Below are 21,962 nucleotides of genomic sequence, written 5' to 3'. Positions count from 1 at the left end.
TGTCTCGACGTCAAGATATTACTAGGATATCTCGACATCAAGTTAAACCGGCGCGAGGCGCCAGAAGAGCAGGCCGATGATCGCCACCGACAGGAGCGGGGCCAGGATCTTCTGCTCGAACTTCTTGCCGGTCTTGATGCCGATCTTCCACGGCAGCACGAACTTCACCCCGAGCGGCCATAACACCGGGCAGCCGCGCTCGGTCATGCAGTCGCCGACGACATGGATCAGACAGCCGACGCCGACCGCGAGGCCGAGCCAGGCGTAGCCCACGCCGAGGGAGAGGAAGACGGCGTAGAGCCCGGCGGTCATGCCGATGTTGACCATCGCCGAGCCCAGCTTGTTGCCCGGGATGCCGACGCCGATCGCGCGCAGCGCCAGGCCGATGAGCAGCACGACCATGATGTCGCGGCCGATGGGATAGGTGTTGGCCAGCCAGTGCGTGCCTAACCCGAGCGCGACCGCGAAGGCCAGCGAGTGGGTGGCCCCCCGGTGGCCGCCGGCCAGCCAGGACACGCCCTTGCTCAGCAACCAGGTGACCGGCCCGAAGGTCTGGGCGATCGTGGCGCTGGGATGGTCGAGGTCGGGCAGCATCGCCGCGCCCGCGCAGATGATGGCGCCGGCGATCAGCTCGGCGGGTCCGAGCGCGCCGACCATGATGCCGGTTTCGATGAAGCGGGAGGATTCGGTCAGCAGCGGCAGGGCGGCCAGTGGTGGCGCCAGCCCCAGCCAGGCGATGGCCCCGGTCATCGCATGCGTATGCCCCATCATGATCGGGAGCGTACCTGCTTATTGCCCGCGCTTCGCGCGGGCGGCTCGGTCGCCGTGTTCCGGAAACTTCCCACGCTGCGCGTTGGGGATTGCGGGCGCTGCGCGCGTTCGGGATTGAGGACGCTGCGCGTTCGGGGGTTGCGAGGGAGCGCCGTCGCCTGGACTGAGGAGCGCAGGGAGCGAAGCGACCGGAGCGACGAGGGAAGGCGACGGGTCTGAGCGACCGAGCCAGCCCGCGCGGAGCGCGGGCCATGAGAACGCAGACGAGGTCGTCTCCACGGCGACAGCACCCCCCAGCCCTGCCGACGCGGAACGACCTCGTCTGCTCTGTTCAACGGCTCCATCCCCGATCCTGTTCCCTGATTTCGCAACTTTTTCGTGATCTGGCTCACGTTGACAGGGGGCTTGCTGGCGACACAGTAGCGATATATCGTTGATGCATCGAGAGCGAATCACGATATAGGGGGAAACCTATGAGTTCCGCACAGGCAGCGCCCGGTCCCTGGCCCGGCGCGCACGAGTACAAGCGAGCCGCCCGCGAGGCGTTCAAGTCCTTGGCCGAGGCCTTCGAGGAGATGGGCGGCCACCGGCACCACAGGCACGAGCACCGGCATGAGCACCGGGAGCGCGGCAGGAGAGGCGGGCCCGGTGGGCCGTTCGGACCCGGTGGGCCGTTCGGGCCGGGGGGCCCGTTCGGCGGAGGGCCGTTCGGCGGCGGCGGGCCGTTCGGGCCCGGCGGGCCGTTCGGCGGCCACCGCGGCTGGGGCGGCCGGGGCCGCAAGGCCAAGCGCGGCGACGTCCGCGCCGCCATCCTGGCCCTGCTCGCGGAGGAGCCGCGCAACGGCTACCAGATCATCCAGGAGATCGCCGAGCGCAGCGAGGGCGGCTGGAAGCCCAGCCCCGGCGCCGTCTACCCGGCGCTCCAGCAGCTCACCGACGAGGGGCTGGTGATCTCCGAGGAGAGCGAGGGCCGCAAGAGCTTCCGTCTCACCGACGAGGGCCGCGCCTACATCGAGGCGCACCCCGACGAGGTCCGCACCCCGTGGGACGAGATGCGCCCCGACGTCGACGACAACGTCACCGAGCTGTGGCAGATCGGCCGCCAGTCGGCCTTCGCGATGATGCAGATTCTCCAGACCGGGAACGACGCACAAATCCGCGAAGCGCGTAAGACTTTGGTGGAGACCCGGCGCAAGCTCTACCAGATTCTGGCCGACGGCGACCCGGGCGACGAGTGACCCTGCGAGGCCCACGGAGCGAGGAGCCAGGCATGGACCCGAACGACCTCCGCATCGGCGACGCCGAGCGCGAGCAGACGATGGCCGCCCTGCGCGAGCACTTCGCCGAGGGCCGCCTGACCCGCGAAGAACTCGACGAGCGGCTGGACCACGCGCTGGCCGCCAAGACCGCCCGTGACCTCGCCCGGGTCACGGCCGACCTGCCCGGCTCCCAGCCCGCGGCCCGCTCCCGGGTGCCGGGATTCCTGGAGCCTCCCCCGCTTCCCGGCATGGGCGGCGACTGGCACGAGGCGATGCGCGCCCATCGCCACCAGATGCACCAGATGCACCACGACATGCGCCAGGCCCGCAGGGAGATGCGCCACCAGTGGAAGCACGGCCCGGCGCGTCACCACCGGCACCACGGACCGCACCCCTTCGTCGGGCTGCTCTTCGTGCTCATGATCATCGGTTTCGCGGTGGGCGGCTTCGGCGTCCTCAAGGTGCTGTTCGGCGTGTGGCTGGTGGCCATGCTCTTCAGCCTGGTCCGCCGGCGCGCGCACCACCGCGGCTGAGCGAGCCCGCGCGGATCGTTTTTGGGCCTTGACCCTGTCAGGGACGCCATTGATGATCTGGGCGGGTTTTCAGCCGACGGAGGGAGCCGCATGACCGAGCACGGCGCGTCGAACACGGTCGACCACCCGGGTCATGATCCGGCCCAGGACCTCGTGGGCAACCCGTTCGCCGCCGTGGCGCACGCCGACGCCCTGGTCCTCGACGCGGAGGGCTACCACGCCGCCTTCGACCGCGACCACGCCGTGACCGCCGAGCCGATGTGGAAGCTGGAGCGGGCGCAGACCTTCTACGAGCCGGACGTCGCGAGCTGGCGGGCCATGATGGACGGCGACTGGGCGGGCTCCCTCGCCCTGGTCGCGGAGATGGCGGGCCCGCTGCGCCGCTACTTCATGAGCCGGGTGCCGGTCAGGCGGGTGCGGGTGGCGGAGTTCCCCGTCACGGCGTACCTGCAGTGGGAGATGCACGTGCTGGCCGTGCGGGCGCGCGCGGGATCGCCGTGCCGGGTGCTGCCGGCCGCGCGGGTCGCGCACCTCGACCCGCTGCCGGAGCTGGTCGTCTTCGGCCCGTCCCTCATGTACGAGGTGCTCTACGACGAGTACGGCGGCTGCCGCGGCGGCCGCCGGATCACCGACGCCCGCGTCGTGGGCCCCTGCCTGGCGGCGGTGCGCGCGCTCTTCGCCGCCGGCGAGGACGTGCTCGCCTTCCACGAGCGCGAGATCGCGCCGCTGCCGCCGCCCGCCGTCACCGACGCGATGCGGGCCGCGGTGCCCGGCTACGGGCACCGCACCGAGGAGTTCAGGGTCTGAACAGCGCGCCGCCCGGCTCGTTGACGCACCGCAGCACCGGGAAGCCGGTCAGCGCGGCGGCGTCCAGCGCCTTCGCCGTGGTGACGTGGAAGACCGCGCTCTCGCCGGGCAGCAGCGTGACGAGCTGGTCGTCCACGCCCGCGGCCGGGTCCAGCCGGTCGGGGAAGAGCGCCAGCTCGCGCAGCACGGTGCGGGCGGTGACGGTCACCCGGTAGCCGTCCTGCGCGGGCGCGGCGTCGGCGTCCCAGACCGCCGGGGGGAACGCGACGGCCGGGTCCTCGGCGTAGAAGCGCACCAGGCGGACCGAGCCGAGCCGGGCCGACAGCAGCTCGCGCGCCGCGTCGTCGGCCGCGGCCACCGACGGCGGCAGCGCCACCCTGGTCACCGCGCGCGGCGCCACGTGCACGGCGACGACCTCCTTGGCCAGCGGCTCGCCGGTCAGCCGGCGCCGGACCAGCTCCAGCTCGCCCGACCACGCCTGCGGGGCGTCGTTGACCACGGCCAGCTCGCCGTCCAGCACGGTGATCAGCCGGTCGGCGTAGGCGCGGCGCAGCGCGTGCCAGAGCGGCTTGCGCCGCCCGTCGCCGTCCACCGCCGCCCACGACGTCACCGGCCAGCAGTCGTTGAGCTGCCAGACGATCGTGCCCATGGTGTGCGGCATGAGCGCGCGGAAGCGCTCCACGCCGAACGCCACCGCCCGCGCCTGGTTGAGCTGGGTCAGGTAGTGCCATTCGTCGAACGTGCCCGGCCGCGGCAGGTGCCCGCCGAGCCCGCGCAGCAGCTTCTCCTGGCCGTCCACGGCCTTCTGGTGCGAGGAGCGCGGGGTCAGCGGCTCGTCGGAGGAGGCCCGGCGCAGGGTCGCGTACGTAGGCGGCCCCTGGAAGCCGAACTCGGCGACGAAACGCGGCCGGTAGGCGGCGTACCGGGTGTAGTCCTCGCGGTTCCAGACGTCCCAGATGTGGACGGTGCCGCGGGCGGGGTCGTTCGGCGGCAGGGCGGGCGCGCCCGAGTAGGGGCTGCCCGGCCAGTACGGCCGCGTCGGGTCCAGCTCGGCCATGATGCCGGGCAGCAGGTCGTGGTAGAAGCCCGCGCCCCAGCTCCGCCCCTGGAGCTTGTCGCGCCAGCCCCAGTCGGCGTGGCCCTCCAGGTTCTCGTTGTTGCCGCACCACAGCACCAGGCTGGGGTGCGGGGCCAGGCGGGTGACGTTCTCGCGGGCCTCGGCGGCGACCTCGGACCGGAACGGCTCCTCCTCGGGGTAGGCGGAGCAGGCGAACGGGAAGTCCTGCCAGACCATCAGGCCGAGCTCGTCGGCGAGGTCGTAGAAGTCGTCGCTCTCGTACAGGCCGCCGCCCCAGACCCGTAGCAGGTTGACGCCGGCGTCGAGGGCCTGCCCGAACCGCTCGGCCAGCCGCTCCCTCGTCACGCGGGACGGGAAGCAGTCGTCGGGGATCCAGTTGACGCCCCTGACGTAGACGGGGCTGCCGTTGATCTTGAACCGGAACGCCTCCCGTTCCAGCTCCACCGAGCGGAAGCCGATCCTGCCGTGCCACTCGTCCTCGCCGAGCCGTACCGTCAGGTCGTAGAGCGGCTGGTCGCCGTGGCCGCGCGGCCACCACAGGTCGGGGCGGGGCACCTTGAGCGCGAGCACGGCCGAGCGGCCGTCGATGCGCCGCTCGGCGGTGACTCCGGCGACCTCGGCCGACAGCGTGAGCGGCCCCTCGGCGGTGCGCTCGACCCGGACGTGCACCCGCACCGTCCCGTCGGCGTCGGCCAGGGGGCGCACCTCGGCCAGCCGGGCGCCGCTCCAGCTCTCCAGCCCGATCGGCCGCCAGATGCCGGCCGTGACCAGCGTGGGGCCCCAGTCCCAGCCGAAGTTGCAGGCCATCTTGCGGATGAACGCGTACGGCTCGTCGTAGGCGCCCGGCCGCTCCCCGAGCGCCGCCCGCTGCTCCTCCGCGTAGGCGTAGGCGGAGCGGAAGGTGACCGTCAGCTCGTTGGCCCCGTGGCGCAGCAGGTGGCGGACGGGGAACCGGTAGGAGCGGTGCTGGTTGGCGGTGCCGCCGACGCGGACCCCGTTGAGCGTGATCTCGGCGACCGTGTCGAGCCCGCGGCACACGAGGTCCGTACGCTCGTGCTCGTCCGGCGACCAGGCGAACGTGGTGCGGTAGGTCCAGTCCCTGCGGCCGATCCAGGCCAGCCGCCGCTCGTTGTCGTCGAGGTAGGGGTCGTCGATGAGCCCGGCGGCGAGCAGGTCGGTGTGCACGCAGCCGGGCACGGTGGCCGGGACCCCGGTGATGAGATCCGCGGCGTCCCGCGACGACAGGGTCCAGCCGTCGTGCAGCGGACGGTGGTTCAAGGAGATCTCCTTAACAGGTCTTCGACCGGGCGCACGCGACGAAGTGGCCCGGAGCGGCCTCCAGCAGGCCGCCGGAGGCCCCGCGCTCGTGGTAGAGGCAGGTGCCCGTGTCCTCGGCGTCGGCCCAATCCTCGTGCAGGCGCGGCACCGCCGACAGCAGCTCGCGCGTGTAGGCATGGAGCGGGTCGCCGAAGACCTCGCCGGTCGGGCCCATCTCCACGACCGCGCCCTCGCGCAGCACGATCGTCCGCTCGGCCAGGTAGTTGCCGAGCGACAGGTCGTGCGTGATGTAGAGCACGCCGAGGCCGCGCGTCTTCAGCTCGGCCAGGAGGTTGAGCACGTCGATGCGGGTGGAGGCGTCGAGCATGCTGGTGATCTCGTCGGCCACCAGCAGGCGGATCTCCAGCAGCAGCGCGCGGGCGATGAGCAGGCGCTGGAGCTGGCCGCCGCTGAGCTGGTGGGGGAACTTGCCGAGCACCTGGTCGGGGTTGAGCCGCACGTCGCGCAGCGCCGCGCGGACCCGCTCGGCCCACTCCCCCTCGGGCACGCCGGGATGGTACGACTCCTTGATCATCGCGAACACCCGGTCGGCCTTGAACACCGGGTTGAACGAGCTGAACGGGTCCTGGAAGATGCCCTGGACGTCGCGGTAGTAGTCCTTGCCCGCCCGCGCCGGCCGCCCGTCGAAGGTGATCGTGCCGCTGGTGGCCTTGCTGAGCCCGAGGATCAGGCGGCCGAGCGTGCTCTTGCCGCTGCCGCTCTCCCCGATGAGGGAGACGACCTCGCCGGGCGCGACGTCGAAGCTGACGTCCCTGACGGCGGTGACGGTACGGCCGCCGAAGGCGCCGATCCTGAACACCTTGGTGACGTGGTCGAGTCTCAGCATCATGCCTTCCAGCAGGCGACGTGGTGGCCGGGCGCGACCTCGGCCACGGGCGGCTCCTCGGCGCACTCGTCCCCGGCGAGCGGGCAGCGGGCGCGGAAACGGCAGCCGGCGGGCGGGTCGAGCAGCGACGGCGGGCTGCCGGCGATGCCCTCCAGCCGCCGCTCGGCGTAGCGGACGCCGACCTCGGGCAGCGAGTCGACGAGGAGCCTGGTGTACGGGTGCCTGGGCGCCTTGACGAGCGCGTCGGCGGGGGCCTTCTCGGCGAGGCGGCCCGCGTACATCACCATGATCGTGTCGGCGATGTGGTGGGTGAGCGCGATGTCGTGGGTGACGAAGATCATGCTCTTGACGTAGCCGCTGTCGCGGAAGCCGAGCAGCGCGCGGGCGACGGCCTTCTGGGTGGAGACGTCGAGCGCGGAGGTGACCTCGTCGGCGATGAGCAGCGACGGGTCGAGCAGCGTCGAGATGACCATGACCATGCGCTGCTTCATGCCGCCGGACAGCTCGATCGGGTAGCGGTCGAGCACCTCGCGCGGCAGCCCGACCTGGTCCATGCGCCGCTCCAGCTCGGCGGCGTCGAGCGTGACGCCGCGCGAGCGCAGCAGCTCGCCGACCATCTTGCGGATCTTGCGGGTGGGGTTGAGCGCGCTCATCGCGTACTGCGGGATGAGGGAGACCTCCTTGAAGCGGAAGCCGTTCATCGCCCGGTCGTCGGCGATCGGCAGCTCGCGCCCGTCGAGCACGACCCGGCCGCCGACGTGCCGCATGCGGCCGTCCATGCGGATGAGGGACTTCCCCAGGGTGCTCTTGCCGCAGCCGGACTCGCCGACCAGGCCGAGGATCTCGCCGTCGCCGAGCTCGAAGGACATGCCGTCGAGCGCGCGCACGTCGCCCCTGAGCGTCCGGTAGTGGACCCTCAGCTCGCTGACCTGAAGACTCATGTCTCCCTCAACTTCGGGTTGAAGACCTCGTCGAGGCCGACGTTGGCGACGTACAGGGCGCCGACGATGGCGGTGATGGCGGCGCCCGGCGGCACGAACCACCACCACATGCCGAGCTGGAGCGCGCTCCACTGGTTGGCGTTCTGCAGCATCAGGCCCAGTGAGACGCCCTCGGTGGGGCCGAGGCCGATGAAGTCCAGCGAGGAGGCGATGAGCACCGAGCCGCCGAACAGCAGGATGAACGTCATGAACAGGTAGGAGCTCATGTTCGGGGCGATCTCCCTGGCGATGATGCGCCCGGTGCCCGACCCGCTCATCCTGGCCAGGTCCACGAACTCGCGGGTGCGCAGCGAGAACGTCTGCGCCCGGATCGCCCGCGCCGCCCACGGCCACTGCGTCAGCCCGATGAACAGGCCCTGCACGGCCACGCTGCGGATGCCCAGGTAGGCGTTGACGATCAGCAGCACGGCCAGGCTGGGGATGACCAGGATGATGTTGGTCAGCATGTTGAGCACCTCGTCCACCAGGCCGCCGACGTAGCCGGCCACGAAGCCGACGACCATCCCGATGACCGCGGCGATGCCGCCGCCGACCACGCCGACGGCGAAGGTGGCCCGCAGGCCGTGGACGAACTGGGCGAAGATGTCCTGGCCGAAGGTGGTGGTGCCGAACCAGTGCTCGCCGGTGGGCGGGCTCATCGCCTGGACGCTGTACTCGTTGGGCGCGGCGGCCACGAACAGCGGCCCGACCAGTCCCAGCAGGAGCAGCGCCAGGACGATCGTCAGGCCGGTCATGAGCTTGCCGTTGCGCACCGCGAAGTAGAGCGCCTCGCGCCGGACTGCGGCCCGCTCGCGCGGCACGGCTTCCTGGATCGTCGTCATGCCTGCGCACCCGCCATTCCCGCCCTGGTCCGAGGATCGACCACGACGTAGACGATGTCGATGATGAAGTTGGCGATCAGCACGCCGAGCACGATGAACAGGAACGCCCCCTGGAGGAGGAAGAAGTCCTTGTTCTGGATGGCCTTGAGAATGAGACTGCCGAGGCCCGGGTAGGCGAAGACGATCTCGGTGACCAGCGCGCCGGCCACGAGCACGCCGAGCTGCAGGGCCAGGCCGGTGATCTGGGGCAGGACGGCGTTGCGGAAGGCGTACCTGCGGATGAGCCGGGCGGGCGCGCCGAGCGCCGACAGGTAGGTCGAGTAGTCCGACTCCAGCTCATAGATGATCATGTTCCGCATGCCGATCGCCCAGCCGCCGAGCGCCACCAGGAACAGCGACAGGAACGGCAGCGTCCAGTGGTGCAGCAGGTCGAGGAAGAACGTCCACGACAGGTTGGGGCGCATGGAGAAGCTGTAGCCGCCGGCCACCGGGAACAGCCCGGCGATCACGCCGAGCGACCAGGCCAGCAGCACCGCCAGCCACATGTACGGCATCGCCGTCAGCACGTAGCCGACCGGCAGGACGGTGTTGTCGAGCAGCTTGCGGCGGGCCGCGTACGCGCCGAACTGGTTGCCGACGACCCAGCTCAGCAGCACCGACGGGACGACCAGCGCCAGCGTGTACGGCACCGCGCCGCCGATCACCTGGCTCACCGGGGTCGGGAACAGCCAGATGCTGGTGCCGAAGTCGCCGCGCAGCAGCGCGCCCCAGAAGTTGGCGTACTGGGTGAGCAGCGGCTGGTCCAGGCCGAAGAGGTTGTTGTAGTAGGCCCGCATCGCCTCGACGGCCTCGGGCTTGGTGACGTTGGCCCGCGCGACCATGCTGGCGACCGGGTCGCCGGGCATGAAGCGCGGGATCATCCAGTTGACCGTGACGGCGACGAAGAACGTCAGCCCGTAGATGAGCAGTTTCCTGCCGAAGTATCGACGCACGTGATCTGTCTCCGTGAGGGCCCCGCTCCCCGGCGCCGGGGAGCGGGGGCTTCGAGGGTCCGGCTAGGAGGCGGCGGGCTGGATCTGGGTGAGGGTCTCGAACCCGCCCAGCTCCAGCCAGTTGCGCCACATCACGGCGGGGGTCTTCGGCGCGCTCCCGGCCGCGGCCGGCCAGTTCTTCCACACCGAGGTGCTGGACTGCGCCCAGAGGCCGTTGTACCAGAGAGGGATAACCGGCAGGTCGTCCAGGTGGATCTGCTGGAGCTGGGAGATGATCTTCTGCATGCCGGCGGTGTCGTCGGTCTTGACCTGGTCGAGCTGCTGGACGAGGTCCCAGGCCTTCTTGTTCTCGTAGCGGCCGAAGTTCACCGTGTTCTGCTGCTTCTGGATCGGCAGCTGGAACAGGTACTCGTAGTACGTGTACGGCGAGTTCGACAGCTGCCGCTCGTTGTTGATCACCAGGTCGAAGTCGCCCTTGGTGCGCTTCTCCACCAGGGCGTTGAAGTCGGGGAAGTCGGGCGTGACCTGGATGCCGGCGGCCTTGGCGCTGGCGGCGATCGAGCGGGCCGACTCCATCCAGTCGGTCCAGCCGGACGGGACGATGAGGGACAGGCTGATCTTGGAGCCGTCCTTGTTCTCGACGTACCCGTCGCCGTCGCCGTCCTTGTAGCCGGCGTCGGCCAGCAGCTTCTTGGCCTTGGCGGCGTCGAAGGTGAAGCCGGACTTCGCGACCACGTCCTGGTCGACGTACTTGTCCCACTGCGGCAGCAGGCCGGTCGGGCTGGCGGCCTTGACGAGGTTGCCGTAGACGCCTTCGACGATCTTCTTGACGTCGATCGAGGAGGCGAGGGCCTTGCGGAAGGCGGGGTCGTCCATCGGCTTCTTGGTGGTGTTGGGCACCAGCCAGGCGGTGTTGGCCGACAGCATGTACGGCGGCTCGTTGTAGTAGGTGGTCAGCCCGAAGTTGCCCTGGACCAGGTTGGCCACGCCGGGCAGGAAGTTGTTGCTGAGGTCGAGGCCCTTCTGCAGCAGCAGGCCCATCGCGACCTCGTTGCTCGGGGTGGCGATGTCGACGATGTAGCGGGGCTTGGGCTCCATGTTGAGCGCGGTCTTGCCCCACCAGTCGTCGCGGCGCTGCAGCGTCACGCGGTCCTGGTCCTTGCTCAGGAACTTGTACGCGCCCGTGCCGACCGGGTTCTCGTTGATCCCGTCCAGGACCTCCTTCTCGGAGCGGTCCTTCCAGATGTGCTCGGGGACCATCGTGCGCGTGTAGAGCATGAAGTCCCACTCCTGGTAGTTGGCCGTGGAGAAGGTGAAGCGCGCGGTCTGGTCGTCGACCGCCTCCGCCTTCTGCAGCCAGTTCCACAGGTTGTGGTACGGGATCGTCTCCATCTTGCCGAGCTCGAAGGAGAAGACGACGTCCTTGGCCGTGAACGGCTGCCCGTCGGACCACTTGATGCCGGGGCGCAGCTTGATCTCGTAGGTGGTGTCGTCCGTCCACGAGCCGCTCTCGGCCAGCCAGGGGGTGAGCTTGGCGGCGGTGGTGTCGTAGTGGAACAGCGACTCGTACACCAGGCCCTTGGTGCCGACGGCCGAGTCCCACTCCCTGATCGGGTTGAAGTTGGCCGGCGGGCCCCACTGGGTGCCGGTGGTGTAGAGGGTCTCGCCACGCGGGAGCTGGTTCGGGTCGGCGTTGGCCGGTGCTCCCTGGCTCTGGCCCTGGCTGGGGGCGGGGCCGGTCGGGGTGGAGGGGCCGCCGCTGCAGGCCGTGGCGGCGAGCAGGACCGCCGCGAGGAGCGGGATGATCTTCCTGGGCCGGTGACGCATCGCTTCTCTCCTTCCTTCGCGTGGGGGCGCGAAGGTTCCTACGAGCACGTACCTGTGGGAGCGCTCCCAAGGCTGATGCCGAACGGGCTCCCGCCGCGAGCGCTGAGGTTTGCTGAACCGGATAAGTACCGCGAACGTAAATTCCTGGTGTCGCTCCCGTCAATAGCCGTGACGGTTTCGAGACATCAGCGCCGGGAGCGCTCTCAACGGTCACCTAACCGGTTCGGTGACCGGATTTCGGGCGGCCGGAACGGGGCAGGGAGCGGAAGCGCCCACCACATGCCGAGGGGGGCGAATGCCGCCTCTGACGCACCAGGAGACGCTTTGGTTTACCTGCGACATCACAGAAATGTTGCGAAATGGGAGACAAATGGGTTGCGGCCCCGACAGAATGCCTTGCGATCCAGCGTCCATCGCAACTGGAGGAACCCCCCTATGCGTAGACCCCTTGGGGTCCTTGCCGGCCTGGTGAGCGTCGCCGCCCTGTGCGCGCCGATCACCGCGGCCGAGGCCGCGACCGCATCGCAGGCGGCCTGCCGGGTGACCGTCACCAAGCCCAGGCTCAGCGGGAACGCCCTGAAGATCGTCTCGTCGGCCGCCCGCCGCGGCTGCTTCTCCCCCTCGCTCGTACGCGTCCGCATCCTGCGGGCCGTCCCCGGCAAGGACCCGGTCATCAAGAGCGGCGCCACCAGGAACGGCCGCGTCAGCCTGGCCGTGGACTGCCGGCCGGGCACGTACTACGCGACCGCCACCGACTACCGCGGCCGCCCGGTCAAGTCGCGGGCGGTCCGGCTCACCTGCGACCCGGGCTCGGCCACGCCCACCCCGACGCCCACGAGCTCCCCCAGCGGCTCGCCCACCGCGACGCCGACCAGCAGGCCGACCACCTCGACCTCCCCGACGACCGGCCCGACGACCGGCCCGACCGGCGGCGCCGTGGGCACCGCGGAGGAGAACGAGGTCGTCAGGCTGGTCAACGCCGAGCGCGCCAAGGCCGGCTGCGGCGCCCTGACGCACAACGCGCAACTACGCGCCGCGGCCTTCGGCCACTCCGACGACATGGCGAAGCAGGACTACTTCAGCCACACCTCGAAGGACGGCAGGAGCTTCACCGACCGCATCCGCGCGGCCGGGTTCACCGGCGGCTCCGCCTGGGCCGAGAACATCGCCTTCGGCCAGTCCTCGCCCGCCTCCGTCATGCAGTCGTGGATGAACAGCTCCGGACACAGGGCCAACATCCTCAACTGCCGCTACAACCTCATCGGGGTCGGCGCCGCCAAGAACGCCCAGGGCCGCATCTACTGGACGCAGGACTTCGCCGCCCGCTAGGCACTAGGTGAGCGAGGATCGCAGGCGGCGCATCTCGTCCGCGATCCCGGCCAGGGTCCAATGGGCGTTGAGCCCGCTCGGATTGGGCAGCACCCACACCCTGGCCCCGCCCACCGTCTCCTCCTGCGGCCCGATCCGCGCCTTGGGCCGCAGGAAGGCGGTGCGGTAGGCCGACACGCCCAGCACCGCGAGCGCCTTCGGGGCCAGCCCGGCCACCTTCGCCGCCAGCGCGGCCCCGCCCTCGACCAGCTCCTCCCTCGTCAGCTCCGACGCCTTGGCGCTGGCGCGGGGGGCGAGGTTGGTGATGCCGAGCCCGTACTCGGGCAGCAGGTGCTGCTCGGCGGGCGCGAGCAGGCGGGGCGTGAACCCAGAGAGGTGCAGCGCGGGCCAGAACCGGTTGCCGGGACGGGCGAAGTGGTGACCGGTGGCGGCGGACATGAGGCCGGGGTTGATGCCGCAGAACAACACGTCGAGCGAGGGACCGAGGACGTCGTCGAGCACGCCACACCTTAGCCCGAAATTTCCGGTGGCCGGCCGCGCGCCCGTCAACGGCGCCCCAGGACGGCGGTCCCCCCGTTAGGGGCTAGCCGCTGAAGATCCCTCACAGAGGGCTAGCGGGGCGGCCGGACCTCGCGATGGCGTACGGCCGGCGCCCCGCCCAGCTCGTCCAGCAGGTCCGCGAGCAGCGCGCGGCACTCCTCCAACCGCCGCTTCCCGCCGCGTTCGGCCAGCCGCGACTCCAGCGCCTCGCGGGCCCGCCGGGCGATCGCCACCGCCTCGCGGCCTCGCCCGGTCAGGTGCACGCGGCGGATGCGGGCGTCGCGCGGGTCAGCCAGGCGCTCCACGTAGCCGAGGCGTTCGAGCTCGGCCACGGTCTTGGATGCCGCCTGCTGCGTCACGCCCAGCTTCGGGGCCAGGTCGCCCACTGTGGGACCGGCGTCGCCGACAAGATGCTGGAAGACGTATCCGTGTGCGAACCGCAGGCCGGAGAAGCCCTGCTCCGCCAGGCTCTCCTGCACGACGGAGGCGGCCGCGAATCCGACGAAGAGGGCGAGCGTCCCGGTGTCCAGGTCGCCGGGTCGTACAGGCTGCATGAAGACATTCTGCAGTTGACAACCTTGGTTGTACAACTATGGTTGTGAATATGACCGACCTCCAGCAGCACGCCAACGTGGACCTCGCCGTTCGTTACCACGAGGCGGTGTCCCGAGGCGAGAGTCCCGAGCCGTACTTCCACGAGGACGTCGTGCAGCGCGAGCTGCCCAATGCGCTCTTCCCCGACGGGGCCGTACGCGACCTCGGCGGCCTGCGCGCGGCGGCCGAACGCGGCCGCACGACCATCAAAGAGCAGCGCTTCCAGGTGCTGAACGCGGTCGCGGCCGGCGACCAGGTCGCCCTCGAGGTGCTCTGGACCGGCACACTCGCCGTACCGCTGGGCGACCTGCCGGCCGGCCACACCCTGCGGGCGCACATCGGAACATTCCTCGAGTTCCGCGACGGCAAGATCGCGGCCCAGCGCAACTACGACTGCTACGAGCGCCTGACCCGCCGCTGACATCCCGCCACACAGCGGTGGGTGCCCGTGCAGCACGTGCTGGCGGCACGTACGGAAACGGGGCTAGCCCATCTCCTCCAGCTTGCGGCCCTTCGTCTCCTTGATCCGCCGGAGCACGAAGACGAACGACAGCGCCGCGAAGACCGCGTACGCCGCATAGGTGACCGGCAGGTTCCAGGCCGCGAGCGCCGGGAACGACACCGTGACCGCCCAGTTGGCCAGCCACTGCGCCGCGGCGGCGACGCCGAGCGCGGCGGCCCGGATCCGGTTGGGGAACATCTCCCCCAGCAGCACCCAGACCACCACACCCCAGGACAGGGCGAAGAACAGCACGAACAGGTTGGCCGCCACGAGCGCGATCGGCCCCTGCGGATCGGGCAGCGCGACCACGCCGCCCCTGTTCACGCGGGGGGCGCTGAACGCCCACGCCGCCGTGGCCAGCGAGAGCGCCATGCCGGCCGAGCCGATCAGCAGCAGCGGACGCCGCCCGATCCTGTCCACGAGCGAGATCGCGATGAACGTGCCGATGATGTTGATGATCGAGCTGGAGAAGCTGATCAGCAGCGAGTCGCTCTGGTTGATGCCCACCGACTGCCACAGCACCGACGAGTAGTAGAAGATCACGTTGATGCCGACGAGCTGCTGGAAGGCCGACAGGACGATGCCGGCCCACACGATCGGCAGCAGCCCGAGCGCGGGCCCGCGCAGGTCGCGCAGCCCCGGCACCCGCTGGGTGCGCACCACGTGCTGGATCTCGGCGATGCGCGCGTCGAGGTCGGTGTCCTCGCCCTCGACCTCGGCCAGCACCTCCCGCGCCCGCCGCGACTTGCCCGCCATGATCAGGTAGCGCGGCGACTCGGGGATGACCAGCGCGAACATCAGGTAGAGCAGCGCCGGGACCGCGCACGCGCCCAGCATCCACTGCCACGCCTGCAGCACCCACAGGTGGTTGTTGACCGCGCCGCCCGCCAGCCGCGCGATCACGTAGTTGACGAGCTGCGAGACGGCGATGCCGAGCACGATGGCGAGCTGCTGGAACGAGCCGAGCCGCCCCCGGTAGGCGGGCGGCGCGACCTCGGCGATGTACGCCGGTCCGAGCACCGACGCCATGCCGATGGCGAAGCCCGCGATCACCCGCCACAACGCGAGGTCCCAGATGGCGAACGGCAGCATCTGCCCGATCGAGCTGACCGCGAACAGCAGCGCCGCCACCTGCATCGACCGCGTACGGCCCCACCGGTCGGCCAGGTTGCCGCCGAACCAGGCGCCGACGGCGGAGCCCAGCAGCGCGATCGCCACCACGACGCCCGTCTGCACAGGACCCACCTGGAAGTGCCGCTGGATCCCGACGACCGCGCCGTTGATGACGGAGCTGTCATAGCCGAACAGGAACCCGCCGATGGCGGCGGCCGCCGTGATGAACACGACGTAGCTCAGATGCTCCTGATGCGTGTGCTGAGTGGCCATGCAGGTCCTTTCCCCGTCACCGGGGCATACCCGCACGTCAGGGACCTAGCGGACCCCTTACCCAACCTTTAGAGGCGCGGGTCCACCGGCTCGGACTCCAGCGCCAGCACCGCGAAGACCGGCTCGTGCACCCGCCAGGCCGCCTCGCCGTCCGCCAGCCGCGACAGCGCCTCCAGGCCGAGCGCGTGCTCGCGGAGGGCGAGCGAGCGCTTCTTGCCGAGGAAACGCCTGCGCAGCACGTCCAGCGACTCGGTGTAGTCGGGGCCGTAGATGATCCGCAGGTACTCGCGCCCGCGCACCTTGATCCCCGGCTGCACCCGGCCCGGCGTGTGGACCGCGGGCTTGACCACCATGCCCTCGCCGCCGGCCGCCGTCAGCGACTCCCACCACTCGGTGGCCGCCGCCCGCGACGCGGGCGAGCCGAGGTCGGCGAACACGTGCCGGGTCGGGGCGATCAGCGGCGCGTCCAGCCCGCCGAGCGTGGCCAGGTGCCAGGCGTGCGGCTCCAGCGCCGTGGCCCGCCCCTCGCAGGCCAGGATCTGGAACGGGGCCACCTTGACCCCCTCCAGGCCGTCCACCGGCCAGCAGTAGCGCGCATACGCCTCGCGGAACAGGGCAGCGTTGGAGTAGCGGCGCCGGGTGCGGGTCAACAGCTCGCCCACATCCAGTCCGCGCCCGGCCGCCGCTTCCAGTGCCGCGACCGCCTCCGGCAGGGCCGCGCGGGCGGCCGCGCCCACCGAGGCGTACTGGCGTCTGATCAGCTCGCCCGCCTTCGCCGACCAGGGCAGCAGCTCGCAGTCGAGCACCACCCAGTCGGAGCCGAGCTCGTCCCACAGCGGCGCGCAGGCCGCCCGCAGCCGCTCGGTCAGCGGGCCGGTGTCGGCGAAGAACGGCCGCCCGGTCCGGGTGTAGACCGCGCCGCACGTGCCGTCGCGCACGCCGAAACGGGCCTCGGCGGCCTCCGGCGTACGCGCCAGCACCGCCACCGCCCGCGAGCCCATGTGCTTCTCCTCGCACACGACCTCGCGCACGCCGGCCGCGGCCAGCTCCTCGAACGCCTCGTGCGGGTGCTCCAGGTAGCCGTCCAGGCGGGAGGTCTCCGGCGGCGCCATCGTCGGCGGCAGGTAGACCAGCCAGCGCGGATCGACCGCGAAACGGCTCATGACCTCCAGTGCGGCGGCCGCGTTCGCCTCGCCGATCTTGATCCGGCCGCCGTGCCGGGTCTCGACGTGCCGGGTGCCGGTCACGTCGCCGATGTCCAGCGTGCCGGGGTCGCGGCCGAGTCCGGTGCCGAGCGGCTTGACCGGCTCGTACCACACCTTCTCCGCCGGGACCTGGACGAGCTCCCGCTCCGGGTAGCGCAGCGCCGTCAGGTGGCCGCCGAAGACGCAGCCGGTGTCGAGGCAGATCGTGTTGTTGACCCACTCGGGCCGCGTCGTGGGCGTGTGCCCGTAGACGACCATGGCGCGGCCGCGGTAGTCCTCGGCCCACGGCAGGCGGACGGGCAGGCCGTACTCGTCGGTCTCGCCGGTCGTCTCGCCGTACAGGGCGAACTCGCGCACCCGCTTGGAGGCCCGCCCGTGGTAGGACTCCTTCAGCCCGGCGTGCGCGACCACGAGCCGGCCGCCGTCCAGCCGGTAGTGGCTGAGCAGGCCGTCCATGAACGCCTTCGCCCGCGCCACGAACTCCGGCGGCTGCGCGGCGAGCTGGTCCAGCGACTCCTGCAGGCCGTGGGCGATCCTGACCTTGCGGCCGTCGAGCGCGCGCACCAGCTTGTGCTCGTGGTTGCCGGCCACGCAGATCGCCGTGCCGGCCTCGACCATGTCCATGACCAGGCGCAGCACGCCCGGCGTGTCCGGGCCGCGGTCCACGAGGTCGCCGACGAACACCGCCGTACGGCCCTCGGGATGCCGCACGCCCTGCCAGCCCAGCCGGGCCAGCAGCGCCTCCAGCTCGGCCCGGCAGCCGTGCACGTCGCCGATGACGTCGAACGGCCCGGTGAGGTGGGTGAGGTCGGACCACGCCTTCTCGTAGCCGATGACCGCCGCGTCGATCTCCTCGGGGCCGCGCAGCACGTGCACCTTCCTGAACCCCTCGCGGGCGATCCTGCCCATCGAGCGGCGCAGGTCCTTGCGCTGGCGGACCACCACGCCGGGGCCGAAGTCGCGGTCGGGGCGGGCGGCGTTGCGCGCGATGGCCACCTGCTCAGGCACGTCCAGGACGATCGCGTCGGCCAGCACGTGGTGCCTCCTGGCCAGCGCGACGAGGCTCTCGCGGGCGGCCTGCTGGACGTTGGTGGCGTCCACGACGGTGAGCAGCCCGCGGGCCAGCCGCACGCCCACGATGTGGTGCAGCAGGTCGAACGCCGCCGGGGTGGCCGTCTGGTCGTTCTCGTCGTCGGCGACCAGGCCGCGGCAGAAGTCGGAGGAGATCACCTGCGTCGGCTTGAAGTGCCGGCGCGCGAACGTCGACTTGCCGCTGCCGGATACCCCGACGAGCACCACGAGCGACAGCTCAGGAACGCTGATCACGGGTGAACACTCCCATCTGGGTCGGCGGGCCGACCTCCGGGTCGTCGTCGCCGACCGGCTCGAACGCCACCGCGTAGCCGTGCTCGGCCGCCACCCGGCGGGCCCAGGCGGCGAACTCGGCGCGGGTCCACTCGAAGCGGTGGTCGGGGTGGCGCAGGCCGGTCAGGAACTCGTAGCGGACGTTGTACTCGACGTTGGGCGTGGTGACGACGACGTGCCGGGGGCGGGCGTGGCCGAACACGACACGCTCCAGCGCCGCCAGGCGGGGCGGGTCCACGTGCTCGATCACCTCCATGAGCACCGCGGCGTCGTAGCCGGACAGGCGCTTGTCGGTGTAGGTGAGCGCGCCCTGGAAGAGGGTGAGGCGGGCCCGCTTGGCCTCGGGCATGCGGTCGAGGCGCAGGCGGCGGGCGGCGATGGTGAGGGCCAGCGGGGAGACGTCCATGCCGGCGACCCGCGCGAACGCCGGGCGCGACAGCAGCGCGGCGACCAGCTCTCCCTGGCCGCAGCCCAGGTCGATGACGCTGGCCGCGCCGAGCTCGGTCAGCTTGCCCAGCACCGCCTCCCGCCGCCGCACACTCAGCGACCCGCCCTTGACCTCCGGCGCTCCGGCCTTCTCGCCGCCGACCGCACCCGGCTCGCCGGCCTCGCCGGCCCCCGCGGCCTCGTTCCGCGCCTCCGCGGCCTCCGGGGCCTCGGCCGCCTCGCTCGCCGCGGCCTCGGCCTCGGCGGCGGCGGCCTCGTCGGCGGCGGTCGCCTCGGGCGGGGCGTCCTCGGCGAGCGCCGGCTCCAGGTGCTCCTCGGTCTCGTCGCCCAGCTCGGCGAGCCGGGTCAGCGCCGTACGCGCCAGCGACCACCGCCGTCCCAGGTAGCGGCGGGTGATCAGGCCCCGCTCCGGATGCCCGCGCAGCCAGCCCTCCCCCGCCCGGATCAGCTTGTCCACCTCGTCGGGGGCGATCCAGTAGTGCTTGCCGTCGTCGAGCACCGGCAGCAGCACGTACAGGTGGTTGAGCGCGTCGGCGACCCGCACCGTGCCGCGCAGCGCGAGACGGACGTAACGGGACTCACCCCACTCGGGGAAACCCTCGTCGAGCGGCAGCACCCGCGCCTCGACCTCCCACCCCAGCGGCTCGAACAGCCGCCGGGCCAGGTCGGGCCCGCCACGGCAGGGCAGCGCGGGCAGCGTCAGCTCCAGCGGCAGCGCCCTGCCCGGCAGCTCGGGCCGGGCCGCGCACCGACCCGCCCGCGCGGTGCGGAACACCTCGCCGAGCGCCACCGCGAGCAGCGAGGAGGCCGCGTAGGGGCGGTCGTTGACGTACTGCGACAGGCTGAAGTCGGGCGAGCCCTTGCCGCGCGCCCTGGCCAGCGCGACCGGGTCGATCTCCAGCAGCAGCGCCGCCGTGCAGCGCTCCTCGCCCGCCTCCGGGTAGAACACGGTGGCCGTGCCGGACGACTGGCGGAACTCCTGCACGCGCTCAGGATGCTTGTGCAGGAGGAAACCCAGGTCGGTGGCGGGCCTCGCGGTGTTCGTGATCGTCAGCAGCACCCTCCCAAGTGTGCAGGAACGCCGCGAAAACCCGCCATCCGTTTACCTACACGTGCGGCAGCACCTCGGCCGCGATCAGCTCCAGGTGCTCCAGGTCGCCGAGGTCGAGGACCTGTAGGTAGAACCGCTCGGCGCCGAGCGCGCCGAACTGCCCGATCCGCTCGACGACCTCGGCCGGCGTGCCGCACAGGCCGTTCTCGCGCAGCTTGTCCGCGTCCTCGCCGATGGCCGCCGCGCGCCGCTCGATCTCCGCCCGGTCCGCGCCGACCACCGTGGTCTGCGCGGCCGACAGCACGACCTCGCGCCCGGTCTCCTCGCACGCCCGGCGCACCCGGTCGTACGCCGCCCCGGTGTCGGACAGCGAGCGGAACGGCACGTTGTACTCGTCGGCGTACGTCGCCGCGAGGCGCGGCGTGCGCTTGGCGCCGACCCCGCCGATGATGATCGGCGGCCGGGGCCGCTGCGCCGGCTTGGGCAGCGCGGGCGAGTCGGCCAGCCGGTAGTAGCTGCCCTCGAAGGAGTAGCTCTTCTCCGCCGTCCACAGGCCGGTGATGATCTCCAACTGCTCCTCGAAACGGCCGAAGCGCTCGCCGGCGGGCGGGAACGGGATGCCGTACGAGGTGTGCTCGGCGTCGAACCAGCCGGTGCCGAGGCCCAGCTCCACCCGGCCGCCGCTCATCTGGTCGACCTGGGCCACGCTGATCGCCAGCGGCCCGGGCAGCCGGAACGTGGCCGGCGACACCAGCGTGCCCAGCCTGATGGCCGAGGTCTCCCTCGCCAGGCCCGCCAGTGTGACCCACGCGTCGGTCGAGCCGACGCCGGGGTCGCCCGCGCCGATGCGCTGATAATGGTCGGACCGGAAGAACGCGTCGAAGCCCAGCCGCTCGGCGGTCTGGGCGACGGTGAGCAGGTCGTCATAGGTGGCGCCCTGCTGGGGCTCAGTGAAGATCCGCAGCTTCATGTCAGCCATTATCAGCGCACAACGGACGCGAACCGGAAAGGGGTCACGTCGCGTCGCCCGGCTTGCTAGCGTTCAACCCAGCGCCCTAGGTAGCTGATCGAACACGGGGAGTGCTCTATGCCGCGGCACCAGAGGGAGCCGGGCCTGCTCCCCCGTCCTCTCGCCGTCCTCGCCGGGCTCGCGCTCGTGGCCGCCACCGTCGTCGCGGTCCGGCTGCTGCCGCCCGCGAGCGCCGTCGCCACGTCCTCGCCGCCCGCGCCGCCCGCCTCCCGTGCCGCGCCCCTCGGCCTGCACACGCCCGCGCTCTCGGCCGCGGTGGCCGAGGCGCCGCCGCCCGGCTTCATGCGGCCCGGCCTCGTGGGGCCCGCCACCGTGGGTCCCGGCTTCGTGGGGTACGTCGACACCGCCGCCGACCCCGCGTTCGACCTGCCGGCCACGGCCCTGCGCACCGGCGTGCTCCACTACCTGCTCGGCCACCTCGTCGCGGGCGGCGCCGACGGCTGCTCCCCTGCCTGGGCGAGCGCGGGCGGCACGCTCATCGACCCCGGCGTCAACCAGGTGGCCAACAGGATCGGGCGGCTCAGGGCGCTCGGCGGCGACGCCGCGCCGTCGTTCGGCGGCGGGAGCGGAGGCGGAGACGGGAGCGGGGGCGGAGACGGGAGCGGGGGCGGAGACGGGAGCGGGGGCGCGGGCGGCGCCGACCCGGCTGCCCGCTGCACCGAGCCGCGCGCGCTCGCCGCGGCCTACCGGCGGGTGGTGGGCGCCTTCGACGTCTCCGCCGTCGACTTCGAGCTGCCCGCCGAGGGCGAGAGCGCCGCGACGGCGGCGCGCCGGGCCCGCGCGCTCCGGGTCCTCCAGCGGGAGCGGGAGCTCCAGATCAGCTTCACCGCGCCGCTCACGGCGTCCGGGCTGGGGGCGTCCTGCGTGGCGGCGCTGCGGGCCACCCACCGGGCCGGGGCCGAGGTCGGCACCGTCAACCTGCTGGCCGGGCTGGAGCCGCGCACGGCCCCCTCCGGCCGGCTGTCCCGGCTTGCCGACGCCGTACGGCTGGCCGAGGCGCAGATCGCCCGCGCCCAGTCGCTGCCGGACGAGGAGGACGCCTGGCGGCGCGTCGCGCTGACGCTGGTGCTCGCCGACGGGTCCGAGCTGAGCGAGCAGGACGCCCGTACCCTCTCCGATTACGCCGTACGCCACGGTCTCGCCTGGCTGTCCCTGCGCGGGGCCGATCCCGATGAGGGGGCCGCGACCGTTCTGCGCGGATCCGTACCCTGACTATAGGATTCCCTTACCGTCAACATATCCAGGCGAGTGGGGAGGGGG

General features: G+C 71.7%; 19 protein-coding genes. 6 read left to right on the top strand and 13 right to left on the bottom strand.

What is annotated here, in order from left to right; genetic code table 11:
* Window positions 1–42: 42 nt before the first annotated feature.
* Window positions 43–771 carry a metal-dependent hydrolase gene (locus AC27IY_RS37210; protein ID WP_344212327.1) on the bottom strand — a complete coding sequence of 243 codons (729 nt, stop codon included), beginning with the start codon at window positions 769–771 and terminating at the stop codon, window positions 43–45.
* A 473-nt stretch (window positions 772–1,244) separates the two neighbouring features.
* On the opposite strand from AC27IY_RS37210, the gene AC27IY_RS37205 reads away from it, so the two are divergent.
* The 3 genes from AC27IY_RS37205 (at window position 1,245) to AC27IY_RS37195 (ending at window position 3,370) form a co-directional block, all read left to right on the top strand.
* On the top strand, window positions 1,245–2,009 hold the full coding sequence (locus tag AC27IY_RS37205) for a PadR family transcriptional regulator (RefSeq protein ID WP_487180901.1): 765 nt from the start codon (window positions 1,245–1,247) through the stop codon (window positions 2,007–2,009).
* A 32-nt stretch (window positions 2,010–2,041) separates the two neighbouring features.
* Entirely contained in the window at window positions 2,042–2,563 is a 522-nt protein-coding gene (locus AC27IY_RS37200) for a DUF1707 SHOCT-like domain-containing protein (protein ID WP_423450828.1), read from the top strand.
* 90 nt (window positions 2,564–2,653) lie between these two features.
* Window positions 2,654–3,370 (top strand): DUF6879 family protein, encoded by a 717-nt coding sequence (locus tag AC27IY_RS37195; RefSeq protein WP_423450829.1) that lies wholly within the window; start codon window positions 2,654–2,656, stop codon window positions 3,368–3,370.
* Here AC27IY_RS37195 and AC27IY_RS37190 read toward each other — a convergent pair.
* From AC27IY_RS37190 to AC27IY_RS37165, 6 genes are all read right to left on the bottom strand, one after another.
* Window positions 3,360–5,726 carry a glycoside hydrolase family 2 protein gene (locus AC27IY_RS37190; protein ID WP_487180900.1) on the bottom strand — a complete coding sequence of 789 codons (2,367 nt, stop codon included), beginning with the start codon at window positions 5,724–5,726 and terminating at the stop codon, window positions 3,360–3,362. The genes AC27IY_RS37195 and AC27IY_RS37190 overlap by 11 nt on opposite strands.
* 10 nt (window positions 5,727–5,736) lie before the next feature.
* Window positions 5,737–6,612, bottom strand: coding sequence for an ABC transporter ATP-binding protein (locus tag AC27IY_RS37185; RefSeq protein WP_487181220.1), 876 nt, complete (start codon window positions 6,610–6,612; stop codon window positions 5,737–5,739).
* Window positions 6,612–7,553, bottom strand: coding sequence for an ABC transporter ATP-binding protein (locus AC27IY_RS37180; RefSeq protein ID WP_364444289.1), 942 nt, complete (start codon window positions 7,551–7,553; stop codon window positions 6,612–6,614). Before AC27IY_RS37180 ends, AC27IY_RS37185 begins: the two co-directional genes overlap by 1 nt.
* Window positions 7,550–8,434: an ABC transporter permease gene (locus AC27IY_RS37175; protein ID WP_423450831.1), complete on the bottom strand. Its 885-nt coding sequence runs from the start codon at window positions 8,432–8,434 to the stop codon at window positions 7,550–7,552. Before AC27IY_RS37175 ends, AC27IY_RS37180 begins: the two co-directional genes overlap by 4 nt.
* Window positions 8,431–9,426 carry an ABC transporter permease gene (locus AC27IY_RS37170; protein ID WP_329573855.1) on the bottom strand — a complete coding sequence of 332 codons (996 nt, stop codon included), beginning with the start codon at window positions 9,424–9,426 and terminating at the stop codon, window positions 8,431–8,433. The genes AC27IY_RS37175 and AC27IY_RS37170 overlap by 4 nt, the downstream gene beginning before the upstream one ends.
* A 63-nt stretch (window positions 9,427–9,489) precedes the next feature.
* On the bottom strand, window positions 9,490–11,253 hold the full coding sequence (locus AC27IY_RS37165; protein ID WP_487180899.1) for an ABC transporter substrate-binding protein: 1,764 nt from the start codon (window positions 11,251–11,253) through the stop codon (window positions 9,490–9,492).
* A 435-nt stretch (window positions 11,254–11,688) separates the two neighbouring features.
* Between AC27IY_RS37165 and AC27IY_RS37160 the strand changes: the two genes are divergently transcribed.
* On the top strand, window positions 11,689–12,582 hold the full coding sequence (locus tag AC27IY_RS37160) for a CAP domain-containing protein (RefSeq protein ID WP_487180898.1): 894 nt from the start codon (window positions 11,689–11,691) through the stop codon (window positions 12,580–12,582).
* 3 nt (window positions 12,583–12,585) lie between these two features.
* Here AC27IY_RS37160 and mug read toward each other — a convergent pair whose 3' ends face one another.
* Entirely contained in the window at window positions 12,586–13,083 is a 498-nt protein-coding gene (gene mug / locus AC27IY_RS37155) for a G/U mismatch-specific DNA glycosylase (RefSeq protein ID WP_423450834.1), read from the bottom strand.
* Between the two features lie 110 nt (window positions 13,084–13,193).
* Window positions 13,194–13,676 (bottom strand): MarR family winged helix-turn-helix transcriptional regulator, encoded by a 483-nt coding sequence (locus tag AC27IY_RS37150; protein ID WP_423450835.1) that lies wholly within the window; start codon window positions 13,674–13,676, stop codon window positions 13,194–13,196.
* A gap of 50 nt (window positions 13,677–13,726) precedes the next feature.
* Here AC27IY_RS37150 and AC27IY_RS37145 point away from each other — a divergent pair, with 50 nt between their 5' ends.
* Complete coding sequence (locus AC27IY_RS37145) at window positions 13,727–14,137, top strand: nuclear transport factor 2 family protein (protein ID WP_487180896.1); 411 nt, start codon at window positions 13,727–13,729, stop codon at window positions 14,135–14,137.
* A 63-nt stretch (window positions 14,138–14,200) separates the two neighbouring features.
* Here the strand turns inward: AC27IY_RS37145 and AC27IY_RS37140 are convergent, their stop codons facing one another.
* The 4 genes from AC27IY_RS37140 to AC27IY_RS37125 all read right to left on the bottom strand — a co-directional run bounded on the left by AC27IY_RS37140 (window position 14,201) and on the right by AC27IY_RS37125 (window position 20,642).
* On the bottom strand, window positions 14,201–15,604 hold the full coding sequence (locus tag AC27IY_RS37140; RefSeq protein WP_423450837.1) for a sugar porter family MFS transporter: 1,404 nt from the start codon (window positions 15,602–15,604) through the stop codon (window positions 14,201–14,203).
* A gap of 68 nt (window positions 15,605–15,672) precedes the next feature.
* The gene (locus tag AC27IY_RS37135; protein WP_487180895.1) at window positions 15,673–18,135 is read right to left on the bottom strand and encodes a polynucleotide kinase-phosphatase; all 2,463 of its coding nucleotides are present in this window, start codon (window positions 18,133–18,135) and stop codon (window positions 15,673–15,675) included.
* A complete protein-coding gene (locus tag AC27IY_RS37130; RefSeq protein WP_487180894.1) occupies window positions 18,119–19,681 on the bottom strand; it encodes a 3' terminal RNA ribose 2'-O-methyltransferase Hen1 in 1,563 nt (520 codons plus the stop codon). Before AC27IY_RS37130 ends, AC27IY_RS37135 begins: the two co-directional genes overlap by 17 nt.
* 46 nt (window positions 19,682–19,727) lie before the next feature.
* The gene (locus tag AC27IY_RS37125) at window positions 19,728–20,642 is read right to left on the bottom strand and encodes an LLM class F420-dependent oxidoreductase (RefSeq protein WP_344212354.1); all 915 of its coding nucleotides are present in this window, start codon (window positions 20,640–20,642) and stop codon (window positions 19,728–19,730) included.
* A 117-nt stretch (window positions 20,643–20,759) separates the two neighbouring features.
* On the opposite strand from AC27IY_RS37125, the gene AC27IY_RS37120 reads away from it, so the two are divergent.
* Window positions 20,760–21,914 (top strand): glycoside hydrolase family 18 protein, encoded by a 1,155-nt coding sequence (locus AC27IY_RS37120; RefSeq protein ID WP_487180893.1) that lies wholly within the window; start codon window positions 20,760–20,762, stop codon window positions 21,912–21,914.
* The last annotated feature ends 48 nt before the right edge of the window (window positions 21,915–21,962 follow it).

This window comes from Nonomuraea sp. B208 (genome assembly GCF_057536035.1).
The sequence above is the reverse complement of the archived record's forward strand: the minus strand, read 5'-3'. Positions and strand labels throughout refer to the sequence as shown.